Source organism: Pseudoalteromonas sp. SCSIO 43201 (assembly GCF_023716725.1).
GTDB classification, from domain to species: domain Bacteria; phylum Pseudomonadota; class Gammaproteobacteria; order Enterobacterales; family Alteromonadaceae; genus Pseudoalteromonas; species Pseudoalteromonas peptidolytica.
On record NZ_CP072683.1, the window covers coordinates 2,690,989 to 2,711,726 of the forward strand.

Annotated in this window: 21 protein-coding genes; 10 read left to right on the forward strand and 11 right to left on the reverse strand. The window is 43.0% G+C overall.

The annotated features are described in order from the left end of the window. Nucleotides 1-32: 32 nt before the first annotated feature. Nucleotides 33-743: a DNA polymerase III subunit epsilon gene (dnaQ, locus tag J8Z24_RS11585; protein WP_128732554.1), complete on the reverse strand. Its 711-nt coding sequence runs from the start codon at nt 741-743 to the stop codon at nt 33-35. Nucleotides 744-812: 69 nt separating this feature from the next. On the opposite strand from dnaQ, the gene rnhA reads away from it, so the two are divergent. Next, nucleotides 813-1,283: a ribonuclease HI gene (rnhA, locus tag J8Z24_RS11590; RefSeq protein WP_252094715.1), complete on the forward strand. Its 471-nt coding sequence runs from the start codon at nt 813-815 to the stop codon at nt 1,281-1,283. Nucleotides 1,284-1,345: 62 nt separating this feature from the next. Here rnhA and J8Z24_RS11595 read toward each other — a convergent pair whose 3' ends face one another. Beyond that, complete coding sequence (locus tag J8Z24_RS11595) at nt 1,346-2,095, reverse strand: class I SAM-dependent methyltransferase (protein ID WP_125252325.1); 750 nt, start codon at nt 2,093-2,095, stop codon at nt 1,346-1,348. A 52-nt stretch (nt 2,096-2,147) separates the two neighbouring features. Between J8Z24_RS11595 and gloB the strand changes: the two genes are divergently transcribed. After that, nucleotides 2,148-2,915, forward strand: a complete 768-nt coding sequence (gene gloB, locus J8Z24_RS11600; RefSeq protein ID WP_252094716.1) for a hydroxyacylglutathione hydrolase — start codon at nt 2,148-2,150, stop codon at nt 2,913-2,915. Between the two features lie 223 nt (nt 2,916-3,138). Continuing rightward, nucleotides 3,139-4,713, forward strand: coding sequence for a lytic transglycosylase (locus J8Z24_RS11605; RefSeq protein WP_128732552.1), 1,575 nt, complete (start codon nt 3,139-3,141; stop codon nt 4,711-4,713). Nucleotides 4,714-4,925: 212 nt separating this feature from the next. Here J8Z24_RS11605 and J8Z24_RS11610 read toward each other — a convergent pair whose 3' ends face one another. Genes J8Z24_RS11610 through J8Z24_RS11620 form a run of 3 tightly spaced genes read right to left on the reverse strand, consistent with a single transcriptional unit; the run spans nt 4,926 to nt 6,450 of the window. Continuing rightward, nucleotides 4,926-5,369: a flavodoxin gene (locus tag J8Z24_RS11610; RefSeq protein ID WP_125252328.1), complete on the reverse strand. Its 444-nt coding sequence runs from the start codon at nt 5,367-5,369 to the stop codon at nt 4,926-4,928. After that, nucleotides 5,369-6,103: a tRNA pseudouridine(65) synthase TruC gene (gene truC, locus J8Z24_RS11615; protein ID WP_252094717.1), complete on the reverse strand. Its 735-nt coding sequence runs from the start codon at nt 6,101-6,103 to the stop codon at nt 5,369-5,371. The genes J8Z24_RS11610 and truC overlap by 1 nt, the downstream gene beginning before the upstream one ends. Then, nucleotides 6,103-6,450 carry a YqcC family protein gene (locus tag J8Z24_RS11620; protein WP_241651724.1) on the reverse strand — a complete coding sequence of 116 codons (348 nt, stop codon included), beginning with the start codon at nt 6,448-6,450 and terminating at the stop codon, nt 6,103-6,105. Before J8Z24_RS11620 ends, truC begins: the two co-directional genes overlap by 1 nt. A 126-nt stretch (nt 6,451-6,576) precedes the next feature. Between J8Z24_RS11620 and J8Z24_RS11625 the strand changes: the two genes are divergently transcribed. Then, a complete protein-coding gene (locus J8Z24_RS11625; protein ID WP_176032888.1) occupies nt 6,577-7,605 on the forward strand; it encodes a DUF3549 family protein in 1,029 nt (342 codons plus the stop codon). Further along, nucleotides 7,606-7,911 carry a DUF3301 domain-containing protein gene (locus J8Z24_RS11630; RefSeq protein WP_125252331.1) on the forward strand — a complete coding sequence of 102 codons (306 nt, stop codon included), beginning with the start codon at nt 7,606-7,608 and terminating at the stop codon, nt 7,909-7,911. A gap of 965 nt (nt 7,912-8,876) precedes the next feature. Here the strand turns inward: J8Z24_RS11630 and J8Z24_RS11635 are convergent. After that, on the reverse strand, nt 8,877-9,509 hold the full coding sequence (locus J8Z24_RS11635) for a GNAT family N-acetyltransferase (RefSeq protein WP_176032887.1): 633 nt from the start codon (nt 9,507-9,509) through the stop codon (nt 8,877-8,879). 498 nt (nt 9,510-10,007) lie between these two features. Between J8Z24_RS11635 and J8Z24_RS11640 the strand changes: the two genes are divergently transcribed. From J8Z24_RS11640 to J8Z24_RS11650, 3 genes are all read left to right on the forward strand, one after another. After that, a complete protein-coding gene (locus J8Z24_RS11640) occupies nt 10,008-10,235 on the forward strand; it encodes a DUF2789 domain-containing protein (protein WP_125252333.1) in 228 nt (75 codons plus the stop codon). Between the two features lie 91 nt (nt 10,236-10,326). Beyond that, on the forward strand, nt 10,327-10,587 hold the full coding sequence (locus tag J8Z24_RS11645; protein WP_125252334.1) for a hypothetical protein: 261 nt from the start codon (nt 10,327-10,329) through the stop codon (nt 10,585-10,587). After that, the gene (locus tag J8Z24_RS11650) at nt 10,587-11,360 is read left to right on the forward strand and encodes a Zn-ribbon-containing protein (protein ID WP_125252335.1); all 774 of its coding nucleotides are present in this window, start codon (nt 10,587-10,589) and stop codon (nt 11,358-11,360) included. Before J8Z24_RS11645 ends, J8Z24_RS11650 begins: the two co-directional genes overlap by 1 nt. Nucleotides 11,361-11,403: 43 nt before the next feature. Here J8Z24_RS11650 and syd read toward each other — a convergent pair whose 3' ends face one another. Then, nucleotides 11,404-11,955, reverse strand: coding sequence for a SecY-interacting protein (gene syd / locus J8Z24_RS11655; RefSeq protein WP_252094718.1), 552 nt, complete (start codon nt 11,953-11,955; stop codon nt 11,404-11,406). 115 nt (nt 11,956-12,070) lie between these two features. Here syd and queF point away from each other — a divergent pair, with 115 nt between their 5' ends. Beyond that, the gene (gene queF, locus J8Z24_RS11660; protein ID WP_176032884.1) at nt 12,071-12,916 is read left to right on the forward strand and encodes an NADPH-dependent 7-cyano-7-deazaguanine reductase QueF; all 846 of its coding nucleotides are present in this window, start codon (nt 12,071-12,073) and stop codon (nt 12,914-12,916) included. 106 nt (nt 12,917-13,022) lie between these two features. On the opposite strand, the gene J8Z24_RS11665 is transcribed toward queF, so the two are convergent. Genes J8Z24_RS11665 through J8Z24_RS11680 form a run of 4 tightly spaced genes read right to left on the reverse strand, consistent with a single transcriptional unit; the run spans nt 13,023 to nt 20,102 of the window. Further along, the gene (locus J8Z24_RS11665) at nt 13,023-13,886 is read right to left on the reverse strand and encodes a peptidylprolyl isomerase (RefSeq protein ID WP_252094719.1); all 864 of its coding nucleotides are present in this window, start codon (nt 13,884-13,886) and stop codon (nt 13,023-13,025) included. A 2-nt stretch (nt 13,887-13,888) separates the two neighbouring features. Further along, nucleotides 13,889-14,710, reverse strand: coding sequence for a transporter substrate-binding domain-containing protein (locus tag J8Z24_RS11670; protein WP_128732545.1), 822 nt, complete (start codon nt 14,708-14,710; stop codon nt 13,889-13,891). Next, the gene (gene tamB / locus J8Z24_RS11675) at nt 14,707-18,366 is read right to left on the reverse strand and encodes an autotransporter assembly complex protein TamB (protein ID WP_252094720.1); all 3,660 of its coding nucleotides are present in this window, start codon (nt 18,364-18,366) and stop codon (nt 14,707-14,709) included. The genes J8Z24_RS11670 and tamB overlap by 4 nt, the downstream gene beginning before the upstream one ends. Then, nucleotides 18,366-20,102, reverse strand: coding sequence for an autotransporter assembly complex protein TamA (locus tag J8Z24_RS11680; protein WP_252094722.1), 1,737 nt, complete (start codon nt 20,100-20,102; stop codon nt 18,366-18,368). Before J8Z24_RS11680 ends, tamB begins: the two co-directional genes overlap by 1 nt. Before the next feature lie 239 nt (nt 20,103-20,341). Between J8Z24_RS11680 and J8Z24_RS11685 the strand changes: the two genes are divergently transcribed. Further along, nucleotides 20,342-20,671: a ribonuclease E inhibitor RraB gene (locus J8Z24_RS11685; RefSeq protein ID WP_252094723.1), complete on the forward strand. Its 330-nt coding sequence runs from the start codon at nt 20,342-20,344 to the stop codon at nt 20,669-20,671. Nucleotides 20,672-20,738 lie beyond the last annotated feature (67 nt).

The following is a 20,738-nucleotide window of genomic DNA, read 5'->3' on the forward strand; positions in this document are numbered from 1 at the left end:
CTTTGGTGGAAAAGTTGACTGTATCTCTATCGCTATTGTTGCCACAGACTTTGCCCGCAAGCTTTATTGACCAGCTCCAAGCGTTCTGAATGTGCTAACTCTTCATCGGCAGAGGCGCGTAAAACTTTAAGCGCAGGACGATTACTATCCAATCGAATAATACTTCCAGCTGAATTAGCTTGGTTACCTTTGTTCTGGTTTGCCAAATTCAGCTTTTTTTGTCCTCCCGTCATCGACAGGTAAACATCTGCTAAAATCTCGGAATCCAGCAAAGCGCCGTGTAGCGTACGCTTTGAGTTATCGATATCGTAGCGTCGGCAAAGTGCATCGAGGCTATTTTTCTGGCCTGGGTGAAGATCTCGTGCCATTACGAGAGTATCTAGCACTTGGCAATATTCATGGGTTGCCGGAAAACCTTGGTTTAGTTTAGCAAACTCGTGATCCATAAAGCCGACGTCGAACGGTGCGTTATGAATAACAAGCTCTGCCCCTTTAATATAGTCAAAAAACTCTTGAGCAACTTGATGAAAAAATGGCTTGCCACGTAAAAACTCATTGGTAATACCGTGAACGTCAATGGCTTCTTCTTCAATGTCACGTTGGGGGTTAATATAAACGTGGAAATTATTACCTGTTAGTCTGCGATTAACCAGCTCAACACAACCTATTTCAATGATCCTATGTCCTGCTTTCGGATCAATACCTGTGGTTTCTGTATCCAGTACTATTTGCCGAGTGTGCATATCGTTGCTCGCTTAACTTTGCTATTATTTTACCCTATTCGCACATTTTACATAAAAATAGGCAATTCAGTGCAAAAAACCGTAGAGATTTATACCGATGGCTCATGTTTAGGCAACCCAGGTCCTGGAGGTTATGGTATTTACCTTTCCTATCAAGGGCATGAAAAAGAAATGAGTGAAGGGTATAAACTCACCACCAATAATCGCATGGAGATGCTCGCCGCTATTGTTGCACTTGAAACACTAAAGCGCCCATGTGAAATTACCTTGTATACGGATAGTCAGTATGTGAAGCAAGGCATAGAGTCGTGGCTAGAAAACTGGAAAAAACGCAATTGGAAAACCGCGGCGAAACAACCGGTTAAAAATGTAGATTTATGGCAGCGGTTAGATGCTGCAACTAGCCGCCACATAATCCAGTGGCGCTGGGTAAAAGGTCACGCAGGAAACAAGTACAATGAACGGGTTGATGACTTAGCGCGAGAGGCTGCATCAGGTTCTAATCTACTTGTAGATGAGGGCTACGAAGCCAGTATTTGATACGCCCTCAGGAGCAGTGTTCCCTGTACCTGCTCCATTAATAATTAACTTGAGTCACAAAGCTACTCTTTATCTTGACAAGTTTGTCTAAGTCCAGCCCCTTTGACTGCTGGTGTCCACTTAGGTTTGACGTGCCACTTAGGTTTAATGGGTGTCAGAGGCATTACTCGCTTTCTGGCCACCAGCATATACACACTACCCATCGGCTTTAAGTAATGTCGACAAAATCGCCGCCAAGGGGCAAAACGAGATAATCTCGACCCACGTGCCAACGAAGCATGAATAAAGCGCTCATCAGCAACGATTTCAAAACCAAGTAAATCTAGCCAGTCTTTTACTCGCGATGGCGTAAAAAAGCGTCCTGACCAGGGCAGCTTCTCTTTGCTGAAGGGCAACATTTGCGCTACGCCACAAAGACTGAATGGGTTAAAGCCTGAGATAACAATATAGCCACCAGGAATTAATGTCCGATGGGCTTCTCGTAGAATATGATGTGGGTCGGAGTGATACTCTAAACATTGACTCAAAATACACGCATCTACCGAATTCTCATAAAATGGTAGCTCATCAATTTCGGCAAAGACCCCCACATGCTTACCTTGCGGCGCAACACAAACTTGATGTTTAATGGGACTTGCAGAGGTATCCATTTGACCACTCAAACACCCCAGCTTTAGCATGTGATAGCCGAACATTCTCGGTAACCATTCATCCAGTCGTTTTTGGATCCCTACTTTTAAGTAATCACCGTGAGGGAAGTCATGCCACTCATCCGGTTTAGGTCCTTGTAAAAAACTTAACGCTGGTTTCATTTACTAAGCTCGTTATACTGATGTTATTAATCACTTTATAGAGCATTGCGTTATGGTGCAAGTCGATGCAATCAAAGCATTTGATGATAATTATATTTGGGTGATAAAAGACTCTACCAGCTCAAGCTGCTGGGTCGTCGACCCCGGTGACGAAAAACCTGTTTTAGATTATTTAAATCAACAAAACCTTACCCTTGAAGGCATCTTGGTTACCCACCACCATTGGGATCATACTGATGGCATCGCACCACTGCTCACGAGTTTTCCACACCTTCCCGTGTATGGGCCAAAAAACGGCAAGTATCAAGGGATCACGCGTCCACTCGTAGAGCACGATACCATTACCCTAGCTGGTATTACCCTAAAAGTTATCGCCACACCGGGACATACGTTAGATCATATTTGTTATGTTAATAACGAGGTCGCCTTCACTGGAGACACTCTGTTTAACGCAGGATGTGGCCGGTTATTTGAAGGGACGCCTGAGCAAATGTGGCACTCATTTAATAAACTCCTCTCTCTCCCTAACTCATGCCAAGTTTACTGCACACATGAGTACACCCTAGCTAACTTAGCATTTGCCCACGCCGTTGAGCCAAATAACCTCGCACTCACTGAGTATCATCAACAAGCGCAAAAACTGCGCCAAGCTGGTAGAAGTACTATTCCGACTACCATTGGTCAGCAAAAAGCCATAAATCCATTTGCACGCGCGGCTAAAGCTGACATTCTTGCATATACACCTAGAGAGTTTATCAGCAATGACAGCACACCCGAAGCTCACTTTGCTGCTTTGAGAAAGTGGAAGGATAACTTTTAACATATTCAACAGTGACTCAATGTAACGTCAATGGCTAGCTATTTGGCGTTACCTTGCTTTATCTCCACTGGAAAACCATTTATTTCTCGCGCTCACTACGAAGTGCTGCTTGCGTCATATTTAGACGGCTATAAAGAAAATAGCAAAGAAGCTTTAAATGCAGATACAAACTCGGTAGTATTGCCGAGTTTTTGTCCGAACCTCCAAACGAAAGAACGCATTTATGAAAAAGCTCGCCCTCGTTGTTGCATCTGCAACAATTTTAAGTGGTTGTGAAATCACTCAAGAAACTCCCTTAGAGACTGCAACAGAGCAAGTTAAGCAGGCTAATTTAGACCATGCGAGCCCTTATGATATCTCTCAGACACTGAGTACCTCATGGCAAGATGAGGACGAAGAAGTTGCCCCTGTATTTGACGATGTATGGGAGCGGATCCGCTATCAGCTCTCTATCGAAGTACCACAAAACCGCCCAGTAGTTGCTGAACGTAACTATTATCAACGCCACCAAGCTTACTTAGACCGTATAGCTAAACGCGCAGAGCCATACCTTTACTACATTGTAGAAGAAGTAGAAAAGCGCAACATGCCAGTAGAAATTGCTTTGCTCCCAATAGTAGAAAGCGCTTTTGACCCTTTTGGATATTCTCATAGAACCGCTTCTGGTATTTGGCAGTTTATGCCCCAAACAGGTGAGCGCTTCAACTTAAAGCAAAACTGGTGGTATGACGGTCGCCGCGATATTGTTGCCTCAACACAAGCAGCGCTTGATTACCTCACCTATCTACATAAAACATTAGAAGGTGACTGGCTCAATGCCATTGCAGCCTATAACTCAGGTGAAGGCAGATTGCTAAGAGCCATCAGAAAAAATCGAAAAAAGCACCTTCCTACTGATTTCTGGTCTCTTGATTTACCAAGAGAAACCACCGCATACGTACCAAAGTTACTCGCTTTGTCAGACCTGCTGAAGCGCTCAGATGAATTCAAAGTGACTTGGCAGCCGATTATTAATGCACAAGTTGTAGATACCGTTGAGGTAGGCTCCCAAATCGATTTAGCTCTGGCGGCAGAAATGGCAGACATATCTTTAACCGAGCTTTATCGCTTAAACCCAGGCTTTAATCGCTGGGCAACCGATCCTGATGGTCCGCACCAGTTGCTATTACCGATGGAAAAAGTCGATGCCTTTAAAGATAAGCTAGCAAAAACCGAAGTTAAAGATAGATTACGCTGGCAATATTATACGGTGCAAAAAGGCGATAGCCTGTCGGTCGTCGCAACTAAGTTCAATACCAGCATTGGCGCTATCCGCTCACTCAATAATGTAAACGGAAACATGATACGTGTTGGCCAAAAGCTCCTTGTGCCACTGAGTGACGGTGAATTACAAAGCGAACATTTACCACCTGAAGTACGCCTAGCAGCTAATAAAGTGACGAAGCAAAAGCTAAGTCATACTGTGAAACCTGGCGATACCTTGTGGGATATTAGTCGCGAGTACGATGTCACTGTGAAGCAGTTGGCCAGCTGGAATAAGTTAAAAACTAATGCGGTACTACGCTTGGGTCAAAAGCTCACAGTGTTTAAAAGTGAAAAAGCACCTCGCCAAACAGCCCTCGTTGATACGCAGCGTACAATTACCTACAAAGTGCGAAAGGGTGACTCGCTTGCCCGTATTGCTACTAAGTTTAATGTAAGCGTCAATGATATTGTAAAATGGAATAATTTAGCTGGGCAAAAGTACCTTCAGCCGGGTCAAAAACTAAAACTAACCGTACAAACTAAACGAGTGTAATACCAATTATCTTAATTAAGTGGTCTATTTTGAGGCGAGAAAATCTTGTCGATAACTAGGCAAAAATTTTGCGATTTAGTTGTTCTAAATAAGAAATTTTTAACGCTGTTAGCGTCAGATTTACTCCTTCAAATTGAGCAAGTATTAAGTCTAATTGGTATAACACCCGTTTATAAGCAAAGATAGAAATAGAGCCTACGGGCTCTATTTTCTTATAGTTTGTCGGCTAGTGACTGTAGCCAAGGCTTAGCTGGTTCCCATGGCTCAAAATGCTCACAAGCATCGATATCCAAACGTGCTTGCACCCGAGTGGCATTTAATTCCTCGACCAAGGCGTCAATCTGCTTTCCTGCGCCACAATAGGTATCACCGTAACTCCTATCCCCTAACGCAATCACTGCTACTTGCTTACCAGTGAGCATCGGAAACTCACTTTGCATCTGCAAAAACAGAGGTAATAAATTATCCGGAATATCACCTGCGCCGGTTGTCGACGATATAAACAAAATATTCTCGGCTTGTTTTAGATCCGCTAAGGTTGCAGGCTCAACCACATGTGCTTCATGTCCAGCTTGGTTCAAAAGCTCAGCGCTATCGTTTGCCAAGTTTTCAGCATTACCATACATACTACCCACAAAAATAGAAATTTTTGCCATTATTTATAATCCTTCTCATTGTCTGACCACCCTAGGCGAGAAAATACATCGAGCGTATCTTCTCCGAGATCGGCGGTAATTGAAATCTCAACGTTGGTGTAAGGATGAACAAATTCCAGCCGTGTTGCAAATAACATTAAACGACGTAGGCCAAAGTGTTCAACGAAAAAATGATTATGCTTGTTATCACCGTGGTTCACATCACCAATAATGGGATGTGTTAAGTGATTTAGATGACGCCTGATCTGATGTTTACGCCCGGTATGTGGAAAACACTCAACCAAAGAGTAACGAATACTCGGATATTTACCAAAAGCTATTGGCAATGTAGCTTGCGCCAAACAGTTGACCTGTGTTTGGGCTTCTTGCGGTGCTTTATTCTGATCGGCAAATTTGTCCGCTATCTTATCTAACTCTTCTTTTAACGGCTTATCAACAAGCTTAGAGTCAGGTGCAAAGCCACGTGTTAAGGCCAAATAACGCTTTTTAATTTTACCTGCAATAAAGACTTCATTCATCGCTCGTGCAGCCTCTGAACTCAGTGCAAACAGCAGTACACCAGATGTAGGTCTATCTAAACGATGAACAGGAAATACATGTTGATCGAGCTGATCACGTAGCATCTGCATTGCAAATTGGGTTTCACGTTTGTCTAAAAAAGAGCGATGAACGAGTAACCCAGATGGTTTATTGATGGCAACATAGTGTTCATCTTGATACAAAATTTCAAGCATTAGCACTCCTTTGCAAATGTACTATCTAAATTTTTCAAGCACTGATGCACAGCATTAAAATATAGGTGGTCACTTAATACCATTTCAGCCATTGGTGCAATGGCCATGTTGGTCGGGAGTGCCTCGCCTTTTGCCACCATATCCCGTATTTTGTTCAAAAATACAAACTGCAACCACTGCTCGAATGCCATGGTATCGCAGCAAAATGGTTCAACAGAGGACAAGGCTTCTGCTGAAATCGGTGAATCTTGCCAAAGACCAGCCGCTTTCAAACACGCTTCTAGTTCGTCTAACTGAATTAATACTTCCGAGTTCATCGGTACTTTCTCATTTTCAATTTTAGACATTATAACTATATGCGTGATCACTCAGCCAGCCAATTCTCGCATCTGCCCTTTTTATGAGACTTATCAGTACCAATAAAAACCGCTATAATTGCCGCTAATTTCAGTATCAGTAACAACAGAGTATTCATGACAGCGCAAATCTCTACTTTAGGTGAACTATTAACTAACGCCGGTACACAGTGGCGTGTATACGACATAGGCCGTCGCATCACAAAAATCGACAAAAAGCAATTTGCGCAAATTGAAAATACTCAAGCCCCTTACCCATACCCTTTAGCTGGCCACGCTATCATGGCGATTCAGTTTTGGGATAATCAAGCAACTGTTGACCCCTATGTTTGGTTCTTAAAGTTTCCACTGGATGAACAAAGTAAGTTGATCATCGCCAGCAGAGATCATTTTGCTTCAATGGTGATCGAAGCCTTGGGCACTCAATTAACCGGAGAGGCCGCACAAGGGAAACTGGACAACAACCCCTATGTTTTTACCCCTAACGCGAACAAACTCGCTGCGTTCAATGCACTATTAAAGCGTGATCTTAATCGCCCAGCCTCTCAATATTACGAGCACGCCGAACTCTACTTTTCTGGCAAGCTTGGATTCGATCGTTGGCAAGAGATAGCGCTACAAGGTATTGCAGACTTCGCTCTACGCCTAGACCATGGCCAAAACTCAAGCAACCTGCAACAGGCATGGCCTATTTTGCCTGTAGAAGTTAAGACCCCATTAGCCGCCATGCTTGAACACGTTACTGTCTCAACGACACAAACCGAAGACTTTTTAGCCGTTTTAGCTCACGCCTGCCAAGAACAAAATAAGGATGCCGTAGTCACTAATTTACGCGCGATGTCGGGCAGTCATGCACTTGGTTTAATCGCACAGGCAGTAGATACGATTTTAGCTTCTGAACTGGCCACCGATGCAGACTGCTTGCTCACTATTGCAGGTCGTACTTGGGAAACACTCACCGATCAAAATAGACTACATAGTTATTTGGAGAAAGCCGCTGAGCACGATCAAATTGATGGTCTTTTCAGCAGTATTTTCGCAGATTTAGTTGCAATCCCAATGTTACGCCCACATGTTTTAGGAATAATTAGGGCAGAGAATCGTAGTGATACTTTGTCACGTGCAATTGGAAGGCTATTTTCTTAAATGACAACACTCTGGCTTTTTATCATCGTATCATCTGTTATCGCGCTATTTTGGTATAGTCGTCAAATTGCAGAAGCCGCAACTAGACACGCCCAGCATCAAGCCGAGAGCTTGCAAGTGCAATTATTAAGTGTAGCTTGTACAAAACGTAGAATTGGTGTGTTGAAAAACGGCAAACTAGGTATAAAGAGCCAGTTTATGTTCGAATTTAGCTCTGACGGTGAGTCAGCCTATCAAGGTAAGCTTTACTTAGAAAATGAAAGGTTGGTACGAAAAGAGTTGCCAGCGTATAGGGTCACCAGCTAATTATGCATTTACGATTGTTGACGTATTGATAGGTAATTTTTGCAAACATAAAAAACCAAGGCGCCAGCCTGTTTGCCGCGCCTCAATCCTGACGTTTATCCCAAGAGGTATCCAATTCCTCTGCTTTACCACTAAAAAGCAATCCGCCAATTTTTCATCCCCTGAACGGGTATGTACTCCGACTTACCCTTGCCTCATCCTTGTATCGTCCATTTGCACTTCCAGTGCTGTTTCCTTTTAGCCACCTTGGCCTCCACTTCGCGTCCTGCGCTCCTACGCCAGCTTGGCTCCACTTCACACTATCCTTATGTGCTCCATATATAACATCCTATGTTACTTATCCACTTCGTAGTCATCCTGACCACGCTCCCTCATCCTAAAGCCTTGCTCATCCTTATTTATCTTCCTTGTTCCACTTCGCTTCCCGCGCTCCTTGTCATTCCTTATGACTCCTTATCCCTAATGAAGCTCCGCTTCATACTCTCTTCCTAGAGTTCCATCCTTCCTTGCCTTATGTACTACTTCCTTCTGTTGTCGTCATATTCCTTATCCTTTGACGCTGAGCTCCTGCTCTTGTGTTTCCTTACATTGTTAAGTTTACGGGGTTCTTAATTTTTTGGCAGATAGGCTCAGACAATCTTTTTGCTGTAATTTTAAAGCAAAAAACATAATTTCTTTTATAAATAATAAGATAGACTTTGAAAACACACCAAACTCGGTATGACAAAACGCCTTTACCCACATTACCGTAGGAGATATCTCACACAACAATTTCCGTTGTTGCTATTTCACTGAGACTTAAGACACGACGTAGTTATTTACACTTAGAAGCTTGACGCAAGTTCGTAGTTGTTTCTTGATATCAGAGATGTGTTTACAGCAGCCAAGCCATTGCAAACACATTCAATGAAGGTAGTAAGGGGCAATAATAACTAGAAAGGAAAGGTGCAACCCAAATGCAAAAGTTACTTTTTCTTAAACAGCAGCGTCCCCTCAACACTACTAAATACAAAGTTTTTTACAATGTGGTAGTCATGTGCTGTAAAGAACGCTAAGTGGTCTTGCTGTGTGATAAACACAGCCATACCTGTGGTCTTATCATGCTGCGATAACAAGTCATCTAAGGCTATTAGTAAGTAATGTCCATACCCCAACCCTTGAACATGTGGGTCAACAGCAATAAAAGATAAGAAGTGATACGGCTCATGAGCTTGCAACTCCTCTCTAATTACTCTTTCCTTTTCAATAAGCTGTTGCGTCTGTAAGTACCCAGCACTCATCATCAGCCTAAGTCGCCAATGCCATTGCCGACTCGCTTCTAACTCATTACTATCGGCGATAACACAGGCCACTGCCATCAGCCTAGCTTGGTTGTATAATCCTACTAAAGGTTGGCCGGTGTGACCAAATGCTGATAGTTCCTCTCGTATTAGCGCTCTGAGCTTTTTCTCAAAGCTAGCTTCGTGCTTTGCTTGCAACACATGCTTTAGCAAAGGGTCATCATGATACGCTTGGTACAATACGCTTGCTGCTACATTTATATCTTCTGGGCTTAAGAACTTTACTGCTAAATTATCCATTTTAGTTTGTACTGACATAGCCGAACCTTATTATTGATTATTGACACAGTTGACCAGCTGAAGCCGACTTCAACAGCGTTTACGCTATGATTGATTTGACACAAGTCATGCTTTATTCAGCCATAAGCGGTTATATTGTACTCTCTTGGCTTACTAGTTGATCAATTCGAAGGAGTAACCTTCACTAAGAATTACTTTTTAAAACAGCTAAATAGCGAGTTTTAACCTTGTCGAAATCGCCACAAAAATATTGCTGTGCGCAAAATATTGTCGCGGGGCTATAGACAAGACTGACCGCCTTAAAGGAGGCCACTTAAATTAAGCAAATTGTTATTAGTTGCGATATTCACACCATGACTTTTTACCCATGATGACTTGCTAAAGGGTTGGCAACCACCTTTACTATAGTTAACCAAAACTTGGAATGACAACTTGTACTTTCACAACGGTTATACCAACAGTAGTAAGTTTAATAAGCCAAAGTAAGTAAAACTCAATTAAATGAGGGAGTACGATATGGATACAAGCCGCCACACAATGAGCACATTATTTGCCCAATTAGGGCTAGATAATGATCCTAAATCAATCGATGGTTTTGTTAAGCAGCACCGCCTTCCTGACGAGATGTTACTGAGTCAGGCACCATTTTGGAATGAAGGCCAACGGCATTTTATTGAAGAGTCGTTGCGGGAAGATGCGGACTGGAGTGAAGTGATTGATGAGCTTGACGCTATGTTAAGGTAACCTCTTGTTATTAACTTGGGTGCCTGGCAAATAGCGCCCAGCATCACATGGTGATATGATCTCTTTCTTGTTTCTGGATTCAGGAAGATTTATGCACCCAGTTGTTGCCAACGCCATTAAGAAGTTAGTAGACAGTGGAATCACGCCAACCGTTGCGTTGACCAAGAGTAAACTAACTCAAAGTGTTGCAATGCCCGATATCATTGCGGGTATTGCGGCTTATAAACAAGATCCCACTTGTATAGAAGACTCTCAAGCAATTGACAAGCCCACAGCCCCTGCTTCTCAGAGCCAATTAGACCGCATAGAAGCAAAACTGGATAAGCTTATCGAATTACTGGAGAAGTCATAGTGTTTGTCATTGATCTCATCTTTGATTGCTACGAGGAAACTACCTTAGATGCCGCCGAACAAGCAATCAACCGTGTTGTAAATGCGCTGCGCTTCAATGGTCAAATTATCGGTGATGAGTTCCCAACAGTACTCAAAGAGGGATATTTCATCACTCGAGTCATGTGTCCTGAGGAAGACTCACTACACCCCCTTAATCATAGTCCTTTCGTGAAATTTGCCATAGATGAACTCCAAAAATCAGGCTTACTTGCACCTAAGGTTAAGGTGATTGGTCAAGACATCCACGCCAATAGTGCCGACGCTTGCCAAACACCGTCTAGCTACATCCTCTATACGACTTATGTTCATACCTGTAGTCCGTTATATTGTGGCGATGATTTCTTACCTGTACCGCTCTATAAAATCCCAGCCATAGCCAATGGCGACTACAAGGCGCTGATAAAATGGAAAGAGGATTGGCAAGCCTGTGATCAGATCCAGATCAATGGTGCTACACGCTGTGAGTTTGCTGCGCTTGAGGAAATATCTAGTACCGACAGTGACCTATACAGAAGAGGAATGGATTTAAGTAAGCGTATTCGCTACCTCACTCAAAAGCCAGTTTACTACTATCTTTATCGAGTAGGTGGAGAAAGCCTTGCGACTGAAAAAGCACGAAAGTGCCCAAGTTGTAATGGTGAGTGGTTATTGGAGTCTCCTTGGTTTGGGCTGTTTGATTTTCGCTGCGAGACGTGTCAATTAGTTTCCAACATCTCTTGGGACTTTCAGTAATACCATATATGGCATAAGGAGCCTAGGCTCCTAGCTCGTTAATTTACTCTAGATAATTCGCAATCAAGCAATCTACAAACTCTGCGATTGAGTCTGCCAGCACATGATGTTGTTTTTTCCCAACAAATTCCAGCCCGACTTGCCCCGTCGACACATCCACTGACACCAATAAGTCATCAGCTTCGGTTAATCCAATAAATACTGTATCTGGCTGCTTGAGTCTGCGTTTCATTAAGATGTGCCCTGTGATATTTTGCTGAAGTCTATCAAAGTCATCCGCATTCCACGCCTGAAGTAACTCAATTTTTTTACCATCTATGAAGGCTGTTATATTACCTGAAAAAAAATCCCCATATAGTGTATTCAAACCGTCAGGAAATTGTGTTTCAAGTGCTTTTGCTAACTCGTCAAAAGTCCCCTTAGGATTACGCTTGACAGCTTGCCAATTAATCTCATTGAGTTTATTAGGCTCACCTTGCTCGCACGGGCTTGGCCAGGCTTCGTCATATTCTGTACTCGGTAATGCTTTAAATGTGCGGTGATAATAATCCGCATGGGCTTGATGAAGGCATGCCATATTCACAGGCTGAGTCATAAGTAAAGCTCTCTTTATTTTCTGTTCACATTTTTAGGTAATACCGTCAAGGGGGTATTAATCCTCAAGTGAACATTCGCTATAATATGAATATTGTAACGAGATTTGAGTTAACATGACAGACTACAACAATGCACCAGAGCTGCAATCTTCTGTGCTTGGTAAAACCACAGAATATGCCAGTGTTTATACCCCGAGCTTACTTCATCCAATTGCACGAAAGCTTAATCGTGACCAAATTCACGTAGACGAAGCTGAGCTACCATTCAAAGGTGAAGATACGTGGACAGGTTATGAGTTATCTTGGTTAAATACTAAGGGCAAACCACAAGTCGCCGTTGCAACCTTTGTTTTTCCTTGCCAGAGTTCTCATATTATTGAGTCAAAGTCATTCAAACTTTACTTAAATAGCTTTAATCAAAGCCGATTTGATTCGATGGAAGTAGTGCGTCAAACACTGACAGAGGATTTATCCGCAGCTTCAAACAGCGAAGTTAACGTCACACTTTTTGGCGCTGGTGAATTTGATTGTATTCCATTCTCATCATTACCTGGTGAGTGTATTGACTCTCTTGATATAGAAGTAGACACCTACACACCAGACCATAATTTACTTAAATTAGCGTCTGATAAAGTAGTGCAAGAGACGCTTCACAGTCACTTGCTCAAATCAAATTGCTTAATCACTTCACAACCTGATTGGGCGAGTATCGTCATTAGTTATCAGGGCAAGCAAATTGATAAGGCCGCGTTACTTAAGTATCTGATTTCGTTTCGTGATCATAACGAGTTTCATGAGCAATGCGTAGAGCGTATTTACTGCGAGCTGTGGCGCACATTTAATCCTGAGAAACTCTCGGTATATGCGCGCTATACTCGCCGTGGCGGATTGGACATCAATCCATACCGCTCAAACGAGCAAAATAAGACGCCTTATGCCGTGCGAACTAACAGGCAATAATACCAACTCCATTACGCAGTTTGCGATAGGTACAAACTGCGTAATGGGCACCGATTAAGATAAAAAACAGCAAATAGCGACGCTTTATCCCAAGCTATAGGTGATCTTAATTTGCCGCCTCTTGCATTTCTAAAGGGACGGGCACCGAGCATACATCAGTATGATTTGGAGTATCGACAAACCACTCACCAGCTCTATTTTTACGCGCTGATATTAACTCTGCAAATACCTCGGTGTCCGTTCTTAGTCGCTTGAACGTTGGTGCATTTTTTACATCCGCAAGTACTGAAACACCTTCGATCACATTATAAGCTTGTCCCGCCACTGGCTGGCGCTTTAGCTGCTGTACATGTTCCATCCCAGATAGCAACTGACCAAATACGGTGGTATTTTTGTCAAGATAGCGCTGCGGTGTGAGGGTGATATAAAACTCAGTACCGCCACTGTTTACATCATTGCTTCTTGCCATTGCAAAAGCACCAACACAGTGGGTCATCCACGTTTTTGTACCAGATTGATTTTGTGCCACCGCAAATCCATTTCGAAAGCCTGTACGAGGAGCGTAACCATCTACAGCCTGCACAGAGGTAATCGGTAACCCTGTGTCGGTGCTATGGTAAAACTCCGCAGCGATCGTCTTTTTTCCTTTTTGGGGAATTTTTTTATCTGACATGTCTCCCCCCTGTGCAACAAAATTTTCGACAAATCGATACATATTTAAATTGGTATAAAACCCTTCTCGCGCTAATGCCTTGATATTTGCTACATGGTTAGGTGCAAGTTCAGAATTTAGTGAAATGTACACCGGCCCCGTTTGTAATTTAATTTTTAAGATATTTTGAGGGTCTAGCTCCTGCCAATCCGACTTTTTTGCTCCCGCAACAACTTCTGATGGTGACTTTGTATATGGCGTTGCCGCCACGATGGATGAAGCAGTAATACATGCGGTGAGAATTAAGGCCTTTTTCATTATTATTTTCCTTGTGTGTGCCAGTAATGCGGTATTTCTAGCGGTGCGCTTGGTGGCAAAGTTGGATTACTCAATTCTATAATTGTTTTATTTTCGAGATCTAGTGCTTTGACTCGGCTAGAAAAGTGTTTTAAAAACAGCGCTTCAAACTTACCATCTTGTAGCGCTCGTTTTAGACCTTTTTTAAGCTGTTCATATAATAGCTGATCATCATGGGATACAAAAAAGTACACCGCAGAAGGGTAATAAAATGCGACATAGTGATCTGCGTGTAAGCGCGGATCACTGAGTGCGCTTTCAATACTCACAAAATCACTGGGTAAAATATCAAATCTTTTTTTAGCTAACATTTCATAGCCACTTTGCTCTTGCGAAAACGACATGACATGAAGCCCATTTTGCTCAAAAATTTCATGATCCGGCCAATCACTACGAAGACCAAACGTAAAGCTTCGTAAATCACCAATGTAACGTATAGCACTGAGTGCGTGGCGATTATCTCGATGTACTAGCGGGATCCGATAACCTAATAAACCTTTGACTAACGGAATACGAATGGCTCTTGCCGCTTTTTCACGTTGAGAGTTAGTCACCAGCCAACTAACATCTACCCCAGACTTTTTCCCAAGTAACCTGATAGCTCGCGCTTGCGACACCACATTGCGCACCGACACTATTTTGCTCGGCGTTTGTTCATAAGATAAAGCTAAGGTCAATAATTCGACAATATAAGGATCTGCGCCAATACTGATCCGTATCACCCTAGCTTCTTGAGCAACCGCTGGTAACCACAATAAGCTAAATGTCAGTATCAACCACTTCATTGTTGATCCCAATCGAACTTATATAGAAAATCTATGCTGTTATATAACCCACTGGTTGCTTCTACATAAAACTTAGAAAAAACCCGATAGCGCAATGCAATTTCATTAATTGATTCAAACACACCCACTCGATAACTTATTTGTATATTGGGGGTAAGATAGCCTGACACTTCAACTTGTGTATCATCACCACTGCCTTTAGCTGATAAGTTAACGTCGGAAAAGCCGAGTGATTCACCAGCCTTGCTAAAAAAGCTTTCGCTTCGATCAATTCCTTGTGAGAGTAAAAATTGAGTGAGGAGCGCATTATTTGAAGTCTCTGACTTTCCTAGCGGTTGGCCGTTTAGTAAATATGATAATGCTTTAGCTTGATCCATGGTGGGCTCTGAAAACACAACTAAACGCGGTGAAGTAATACTACCGGTTAACTCTACTCCAGCGGTTACATCATTCGCTGTAGTCACTGGATTTCGGATCGCACGAATATTTAAATAGGGCTTATCTAACGCACCATTAAAGCCAATTTGCCCTGTACGGATAAGTAAATCTTGGCCAAACGCTCGGTACTTTCCTTCTCTGAGTTGCAGCTCCCCAGTTGCTAACATCGGCGTTGTTATTTGTTTATCAACTTCGATAGCACCAGTAACAAAGCTATCTAAGCCCAGAGCATTAACCCTAAAGTTATCACCAACTATTAGCTCTAAATCTATTTCATGCTGGACAGGCACTGACATTTGCTTTTTTACCTTAGCATCGACAATAATTTCATCGTCGCTTGGTGAGGTTACGCCCGCTGGCAATGACTCGATATTCACTCGACCAAATGGCACTAAAATCTCTCCAAAGACACGTGCTACTTTGTCTTTATAAGACAGCGTTAAATCAGGATTTGCCGTTAACTCTATTCGCGAACTCGGCTGTAAATATAATTCATCCCCCTGCATACTCACTTTAGCGGATAATTCCGATGACCAATCAGCGTCACCTGTGAGTACTAATTTACCGCCTTTGGTAGCATTAAGCTCGGCCTTGAGCTGTGCAGACGTTGTATTAAAATCGAGATTTATACTGCCTTCGTCGATTTCTATCGGCAAAGAGTCAGATGACATAGATAAATGTTGAGCACTCAGCTTACCATTAACCTCAGGTGCCAATAGTGTGCCTGCAATATCTATATCTCCAGACACCGTGCCCTGAAGATCAAAGCTTTGATCTGTTACTCGATTTAATAAAGTAGACAACTTGGCCAGCACGATAGACTCGACTTTAATCTTTCCGGCCAGCGTTGGAGTCTGCTTATTTAGCGGTAGACGCGTCGTACCACTGAATTTACCTAGTGTCTCAGACATCATACGCCAATCGGCATTGAGTTGTTTGTTATCGGTTTTCAGCTGTGCTTTAAACTCAGAAATTGAAACTCTTTGACCATGTGTAGCAAGCTCTACATCAACGATATTTAGCTCACCATTTGCACGTATTATCTGACCACCTTTCCATGCAAGTTTTGCTGTAGCATGGGTTTGCCCATTTAACGTCAATTCATTTGGTAACCAAGCTTGTAATGTAGCCAGCGCTAATTTATCAAGTTTAAACTCTGCTTTTCCTTGTCCACTTTGCTGCTCGGCGGCGAAACACAGCGTGCTACCCGCCATTTTCCAGCACTGTGATGCAACACGCTGAGCAGATCCACTTAGCACAATTACAGCTGGGTTTTGGAGTGTTATCGTTTGACCCGAAGCGGTGATTTCACCTGACGATAATTCTCCATACCAAGCTGACTGCTGGGTCTTACCACTGACTTTTAGACTGGCAACGACGCGCTTATCACGAACATCCAATGCGATATTATGCTGCTTTTGATCTCCTTTCACCGTAAGGTGAATACCTTCAAACACTTCAGTGTCGATATGCAGGCGATCTAAAGCCAATTTCATTTGACCAGACAGCACATTGGCTATATCAACTTTCCCGCTTGCCGCCAAACCGTGTAATGTTTTATCCTGATAACGTAACAAATCAAAATACAGTTCAGTCTGAATGCTCGGCTTTGTATGATCACCCCGAATAAAAACTTCACCGCCACCCACAATATCCGCAGGGAACAGCGCGTTTGCTGTTTGCTCCAGCTGTAGATCAAGATGTAAATCTAGCTGCTGCCCAAGCTCACCACTTAAGATGAGCTTATTTTTGCCATAAGTTAAATGTGCATGACTCAGCTCGCCGAGCAGACTTTGGTCAACAGTAAACTTAACTTCTGCCTGTATTGGCAATCCAGCAAGTTGTCCTTCTGCTGTAAAGCGCTCGATATTAACCTGCCACTGCTCTGCGTGGCTGGAAAAGCCCAGAGCAAACTGGCCATTTAACACATCATCTTCGACCATCTCTACATTCGATGGTAGCAGGCTTAGCAACTTATCTATGGGCAGCTGAGTAAAGTCTCCTTTTGCGCTGGCTTTCAGCCCAGTCTGCCAATTTATCTCTCCAGACACCTCGGCCTGAGCTTTGTTGAGTAAAAGCGCGCCTTTAGCCAAGACAAATGCGTCTATCCCTCCGTGACCATCAAGTGTAGCGCTAATATCACCAATAGACTGCGCATTAACAGCCAACGATGTAGACATTTTATAGTTTGTAATGTCTCCTTGTAGACTAAGGGTGGCACTTTTCAGCGCCACTGGCTTTGCAGGGGTAAGACACTTTTCAACTTTTCCTTGCAACGTAAACGGCCAATTTTTTTGCGTTAAGTTTGCATGCGCTTGCATCGATGAAAACACCGCACCTTTGGTGTTCAATGAGAGTGTTAAGTTATGCGGTTGACCTACTAGGCTGGCAGTTATTAGTCCTTGCGGCGCGCTCATCGTGGCATCTAATGTCACCGTCCAGTTATCTAAGGCGATGTCTGCCGCTGTTGATAAAAACCATTGCTGATAGTTGAGCTGCGCATGTTGCACTTTCACGGTCTCAGCCAGCTCGACTCCAGAGACTTTTATATTAGTGATTGTCTGTTCATCAATGGAGAGCCTGTTGAGTGTCAATTCACCTAGCATCGCTGTAAACGGTAACGCTACTTTTGGCAATGGAAGTGGCGCTATTTCACGTAATGGTGCTGATGCTTGAGCAGAAGCTGGCGGCTTAGCCACTTTGGTGTTTATCAGCACCGAGTCAATAGATAAAGCACTGACAACAATATGTGAGCCTGCTCCTGATAGCTGCGTATCAAAATTATGTATCTGTACATTAAGCTCAGGTGTCTTAAGTGAGAGCTGCTGAATTTGAGCCTGCTGAATAGCAAATGAAAATGGCAAATCAAGCATGCTGCTTTGGGAGGGTTGCGTATCACTTTTACTGATAGATTTTTGTTCTACTGCTATCGTCTTAGCATCTATAGACAGACACACACTTGCGCAGCTCCACCACGTCAGAGCTATCTTGGCGCCTTTGAGACGAACATCTATGTTTTCATTCTGGTAACGTAAGTTCAGATTTGCACCCGACAACAAACGTTTGTCTATCCCCTTTATCTCAAGGCCTGCAACTGATTTATTCGCGACCCAAACTAATAGCTGTTGCCCGGGTAAAGTAAAGCATAAGCAAACTAGCAGTATAAACACACTGATTGAGGCGGTGATAAGTTTGATTTTGAAGCTTCTAAACTGCATTAAATTTCAGGCCCTATGACAATACTAAGACGAGTACTTTTACTTTCTTTGGTAAGCCCCCACGCATGGTCTAGGCGGATTGGGCCTACTGGTGTTAGGTAACGAAAACCAAAACCAGCACCGACTTCCCAAGCATCGGAGAAGTCATTCGTTGCAGTCCCTGCATCAATGAATAACGCCGCTCTCCAACTTGGGTGAAATTGGTAATTGTATTCCAAAGTGCCTGTTGCCAGGTACTTACCGCCTAAGATCCGCCCCTCGTCATCTCGTGGACCGACTGACTCGTAGGCAAAGCCACGGATACTCTGATCGCCGCCTGCCAAGAAGCGGTGAGTGAAGGGTATTTTATCGATATCTTTAGTTACAATGGCACCCAGATCGATACGGCCAAAAAACAAATGTCTAGCCTCCACACTTCTTAGCCACTCATTGTTCCAACGCACTTTTAACATATTCGTCGAGGACAATAAGGAGTCAGCAGCTCCCTCTATGGAAATTAACCTTTTATTACCCCAATACGGCAGCGCGCCACCTTTACTCTCCTTTTTTAAATAGCTGACTCCTGGTATCAGCATTTCGGTTTTTTGCGTTTCATTTTTTTGCTCTGTAGATTCATGCTCACGCTTGATAAAAGCTGTTCTTATCCAATTATCATCGGTTAGCCACTGCCGCTGTACCTGTACATTCCAGATCCGGCTATCAATACCCTCAGTAACATCATCTTGTAATTGATACCCTCCTAACACCCGCCATAAATCATCGTTTGGGTTTTCCACGGGAATAGTGTAGCTAGCTGTAATATCCTGTTGCTTCTGAGAGATCCTAAGGTTTGATTCAAAAGAGTGACCCGACTTTGTGATCCACGGTTTAACCCATTTAAAACGTGTTTTGGCGCCAACATCATCGCTATATCCTGCGCCTAACTCAAAGCTATTTGCAGGCTTGTCTTCAACGTGAACACTCACTGGAATTTGCCCACTGGCACGCGCTTTTAATAATGGGTATACCTTGATAGCGCTAAAATAGGGGGTTTCATTTAATGCTAGATTAAAATCAGATAGTAAACCTGCCTCAAACGGCTGCCCTTTGGAAAAAGGACTCAAAGAACGGATATAATCAGCTGCTTTGGTGCTTCGTTCAATCGTCAAACCACCAAACTGATAGCGTATTCCTGTGTCCAATAAAAGTCGAACTCCAGCGTATCGATTGCCTTGATGTATGATCAGCTTAGATTCTTGCCATTGATAGTCAAAATACCCTAGCTCCAGCAGTTCACTTTCTAAACGACTTTTCGTTGCTTGGTAATCGCTATGATCCACCTGTTTACCGATACGTACAGGCACATCTTCTATCAAAGCTAACAACTCAGCGTTTGCTTTGCCTTCACCGATGAGATCAATATTCACCGTTTTCCATTTTAATGGCGCTTCGAGCTTTATAGTAACAGCAACGGCTTGGCTATCTTCACTAAACTGTATCTCAAAATGATAGTAACCCAAGGCATTTAACGAACGGCGTATATCCGCTCGCATAGACTTGAGGACTCGCGGTGTTTTTGTTTTACCTTCATACCCTTTCAAAAAACCCAATACATTATCTTTTACCGTGCTGTTATCTAGGTTAACCACAATACTAGTGATATGTTCTGCTTCTGGACGAGACTCGGTTTCTACCGCAAAAGCAGAGAAGCAACATGTTAACAATACAATTTTCAGACAAAGAAAAAACGGCTTCATTAAAATAATACGACCTAAATATAGCGACTTAACAACACAGGTAGTGTCATTGTGCTTGTGAAATTGGAGACTGTAAAACGACTTTTAAAATAAAGTGTTATTTTGCCGCCCTTAACCTGAACATCGGGTTTATTTTGTAATATTGCCGTCGTTGCTATCACACATTTATTTACAATCATGCTTTTTATTTTGTTACAGATGACGGACAATAGCGATAATTGAACCTGCAGAGTAAAATTATGCAATTCCCAAATGATGATAATGGCGAGCTTCTTGCCGAGATTGCCGCTGCTGGCGTTGACTTAACGCAGATGCAGAATATTGACTTTTATATTCTCTTCGAAAAAGCAGATGATGCAAAACGCTTCATCGACACTATTGAAAAAGATGAGCTAGCGCCTAAAACCCAACTACAAAAATGCCCAGATACCGGCGTGTGGGAAGTGGTCACAACAGTAACTATGGTGCCGCTACATGAACTGCTTAGCCAAACAGAGCAGTACCTAGAGAGCATCGCAAATGGGCATGAAGGCTATGGCGACGGTTGGGGATTGATGGCTGACGAATAGCAGGCTGTTATACCAATTATCTTAAGTAAATATCTTGTCGATAACTAAGATACCGCACCATGCTACC

Excerpts from the sequence above, each read along its gene's own strand:
- dnaQ (WP_128732554.1), bottom strand. The coding sequence starts at position 743 with ATGCACACTCGGCAAATAGTACTGGATACAGAAACCACAGGTATTGAT.
- J8Z24_RS11595 (WP_125252325.1), bottom strand. The coding sequence starts at position 2,095 with ATGAAACCAGCGTTAAGTTTTTTACAAGGACCTAAACCGGATGAGTGG.
- gloB (WP_252094716.1), top strand. The coding sequence starts at position 2,148 with ATGGTGCAAGTCGATGCAATCAAAGCATTTGATGATAATTATATTTGG.
- J8Z24_RS11605 (WP_128732552.1), top strand. The coding sequence starts at position 3,139 with ATGAAAAAGCTCGCCCTCGTTGTTGCATCTGCAACAATTTTAAGTGGT.
- J8Z24_RS11610 (WP_125252328.1), bottom strand. The coding sequence starts at position 5,369 with ATGGCAAAAATTTCTATTTTTGTGGGTAGTATGTATGGTAATGCTGAA.
- truC (WP_252094717.1), bottom strand. The coding sequence starts at position 6,103 with ATGCTTGAAATTTTGTATCAAGATGAACACTATGTTGCCATCAATAAA.
- J8Z24_RS11620 (WP_241651724.1), bottom strand. The coding sequence starts at position 6,450 with ATGTCTAAAATTGAAAATGAGAAAGTACCGATGAACTCGGAAGTATTA.
- J8Z24_RS11625 (WP_176032888.1), top strand. The coding sequence starts at position 6,577 with ATGACAGCGCAAATCTCTACTTTAGGTGAACTATTAACTAACGCCGGT.
- J8Z24_RS11630 (WP_125252331.1), top strand. The coding sequence starts at position 7,606 with ATGACAACACTCTGGCTTTTTATCATCGTATCATCTGTTATCGCGCTA.
- J8Z24_RS11635 (WP_176032887.1), bottom strand. The coding sequence starts at position 9,509 with ATGTCAGTACAAACTAAAATGGATAATTTAGCAGTAAAGTTCTTAAGC.
- J8Z24_RS11640 (WP_125252333.1), top strand. The coding sequence starts at position 10,008 with ATGGATACAAGCCGCCACACAATGAGCACATTATTTGCCCAATTAGGG.
- J8Z24_RS11645 (WP_125252334.1), top strand. The coding sequence starts at position 10,327 with ATGCACCCAGTTGTTGCCAACGCCATTAAGAAGTTAGTAGACAGTGGA.
- syd (WP_252094718.1), bottom strand. The coding sequence starts at position 11,955 with ATGACTCAGCCTGTGAATATGGCATGCCTTCATCAAGCCCATGCGGAT.
- queF (WP_176032884.1), top strand. The coding sequence starts at position 12,071 with ATGACAGACTACAACAATGCACCAGAGCTGCAATCTTCTGTGCTTGGT.
- J8Z24_RS11665 (WP_252094719.1), bottom strand. The coding sequence starts at position 13,886 with ATGAAAAAGGCCTTAATTCTCACCGCATGTATTACTGCTTCATCCATC.
- J8Z24_RS11670 (WP_128732545.1), bottom strand. The coding sequence starts at position 14,710 with ATGAAGTGGTTGATACTGACATTTAGCTTATTGTGGTTACCAGCGGTT.
- tamB (WP_252094720.1), bottom strand. The coding sequence starts at position 18,366 with ATGCAGTTTAGAAGCTTCAAAATCAAACTTATCACCGCCTCAATCAGT.
- J8Z24_RS11680 (WP_252094722.1), bottom strand. The coding sequence starts at position 20,102 with ATGAAGCCGTTTTTTCTTTGTCTGAAAATTGTATTGTTAACATGTTGC.
- J8Z24_RS11685 (WP_252094723.1), top strand. The coding sequence starts at position 20,342 with ATGCAATTCCCAAATGATGATAATGGCGAGCTTCTTGCCGAGATTGCC.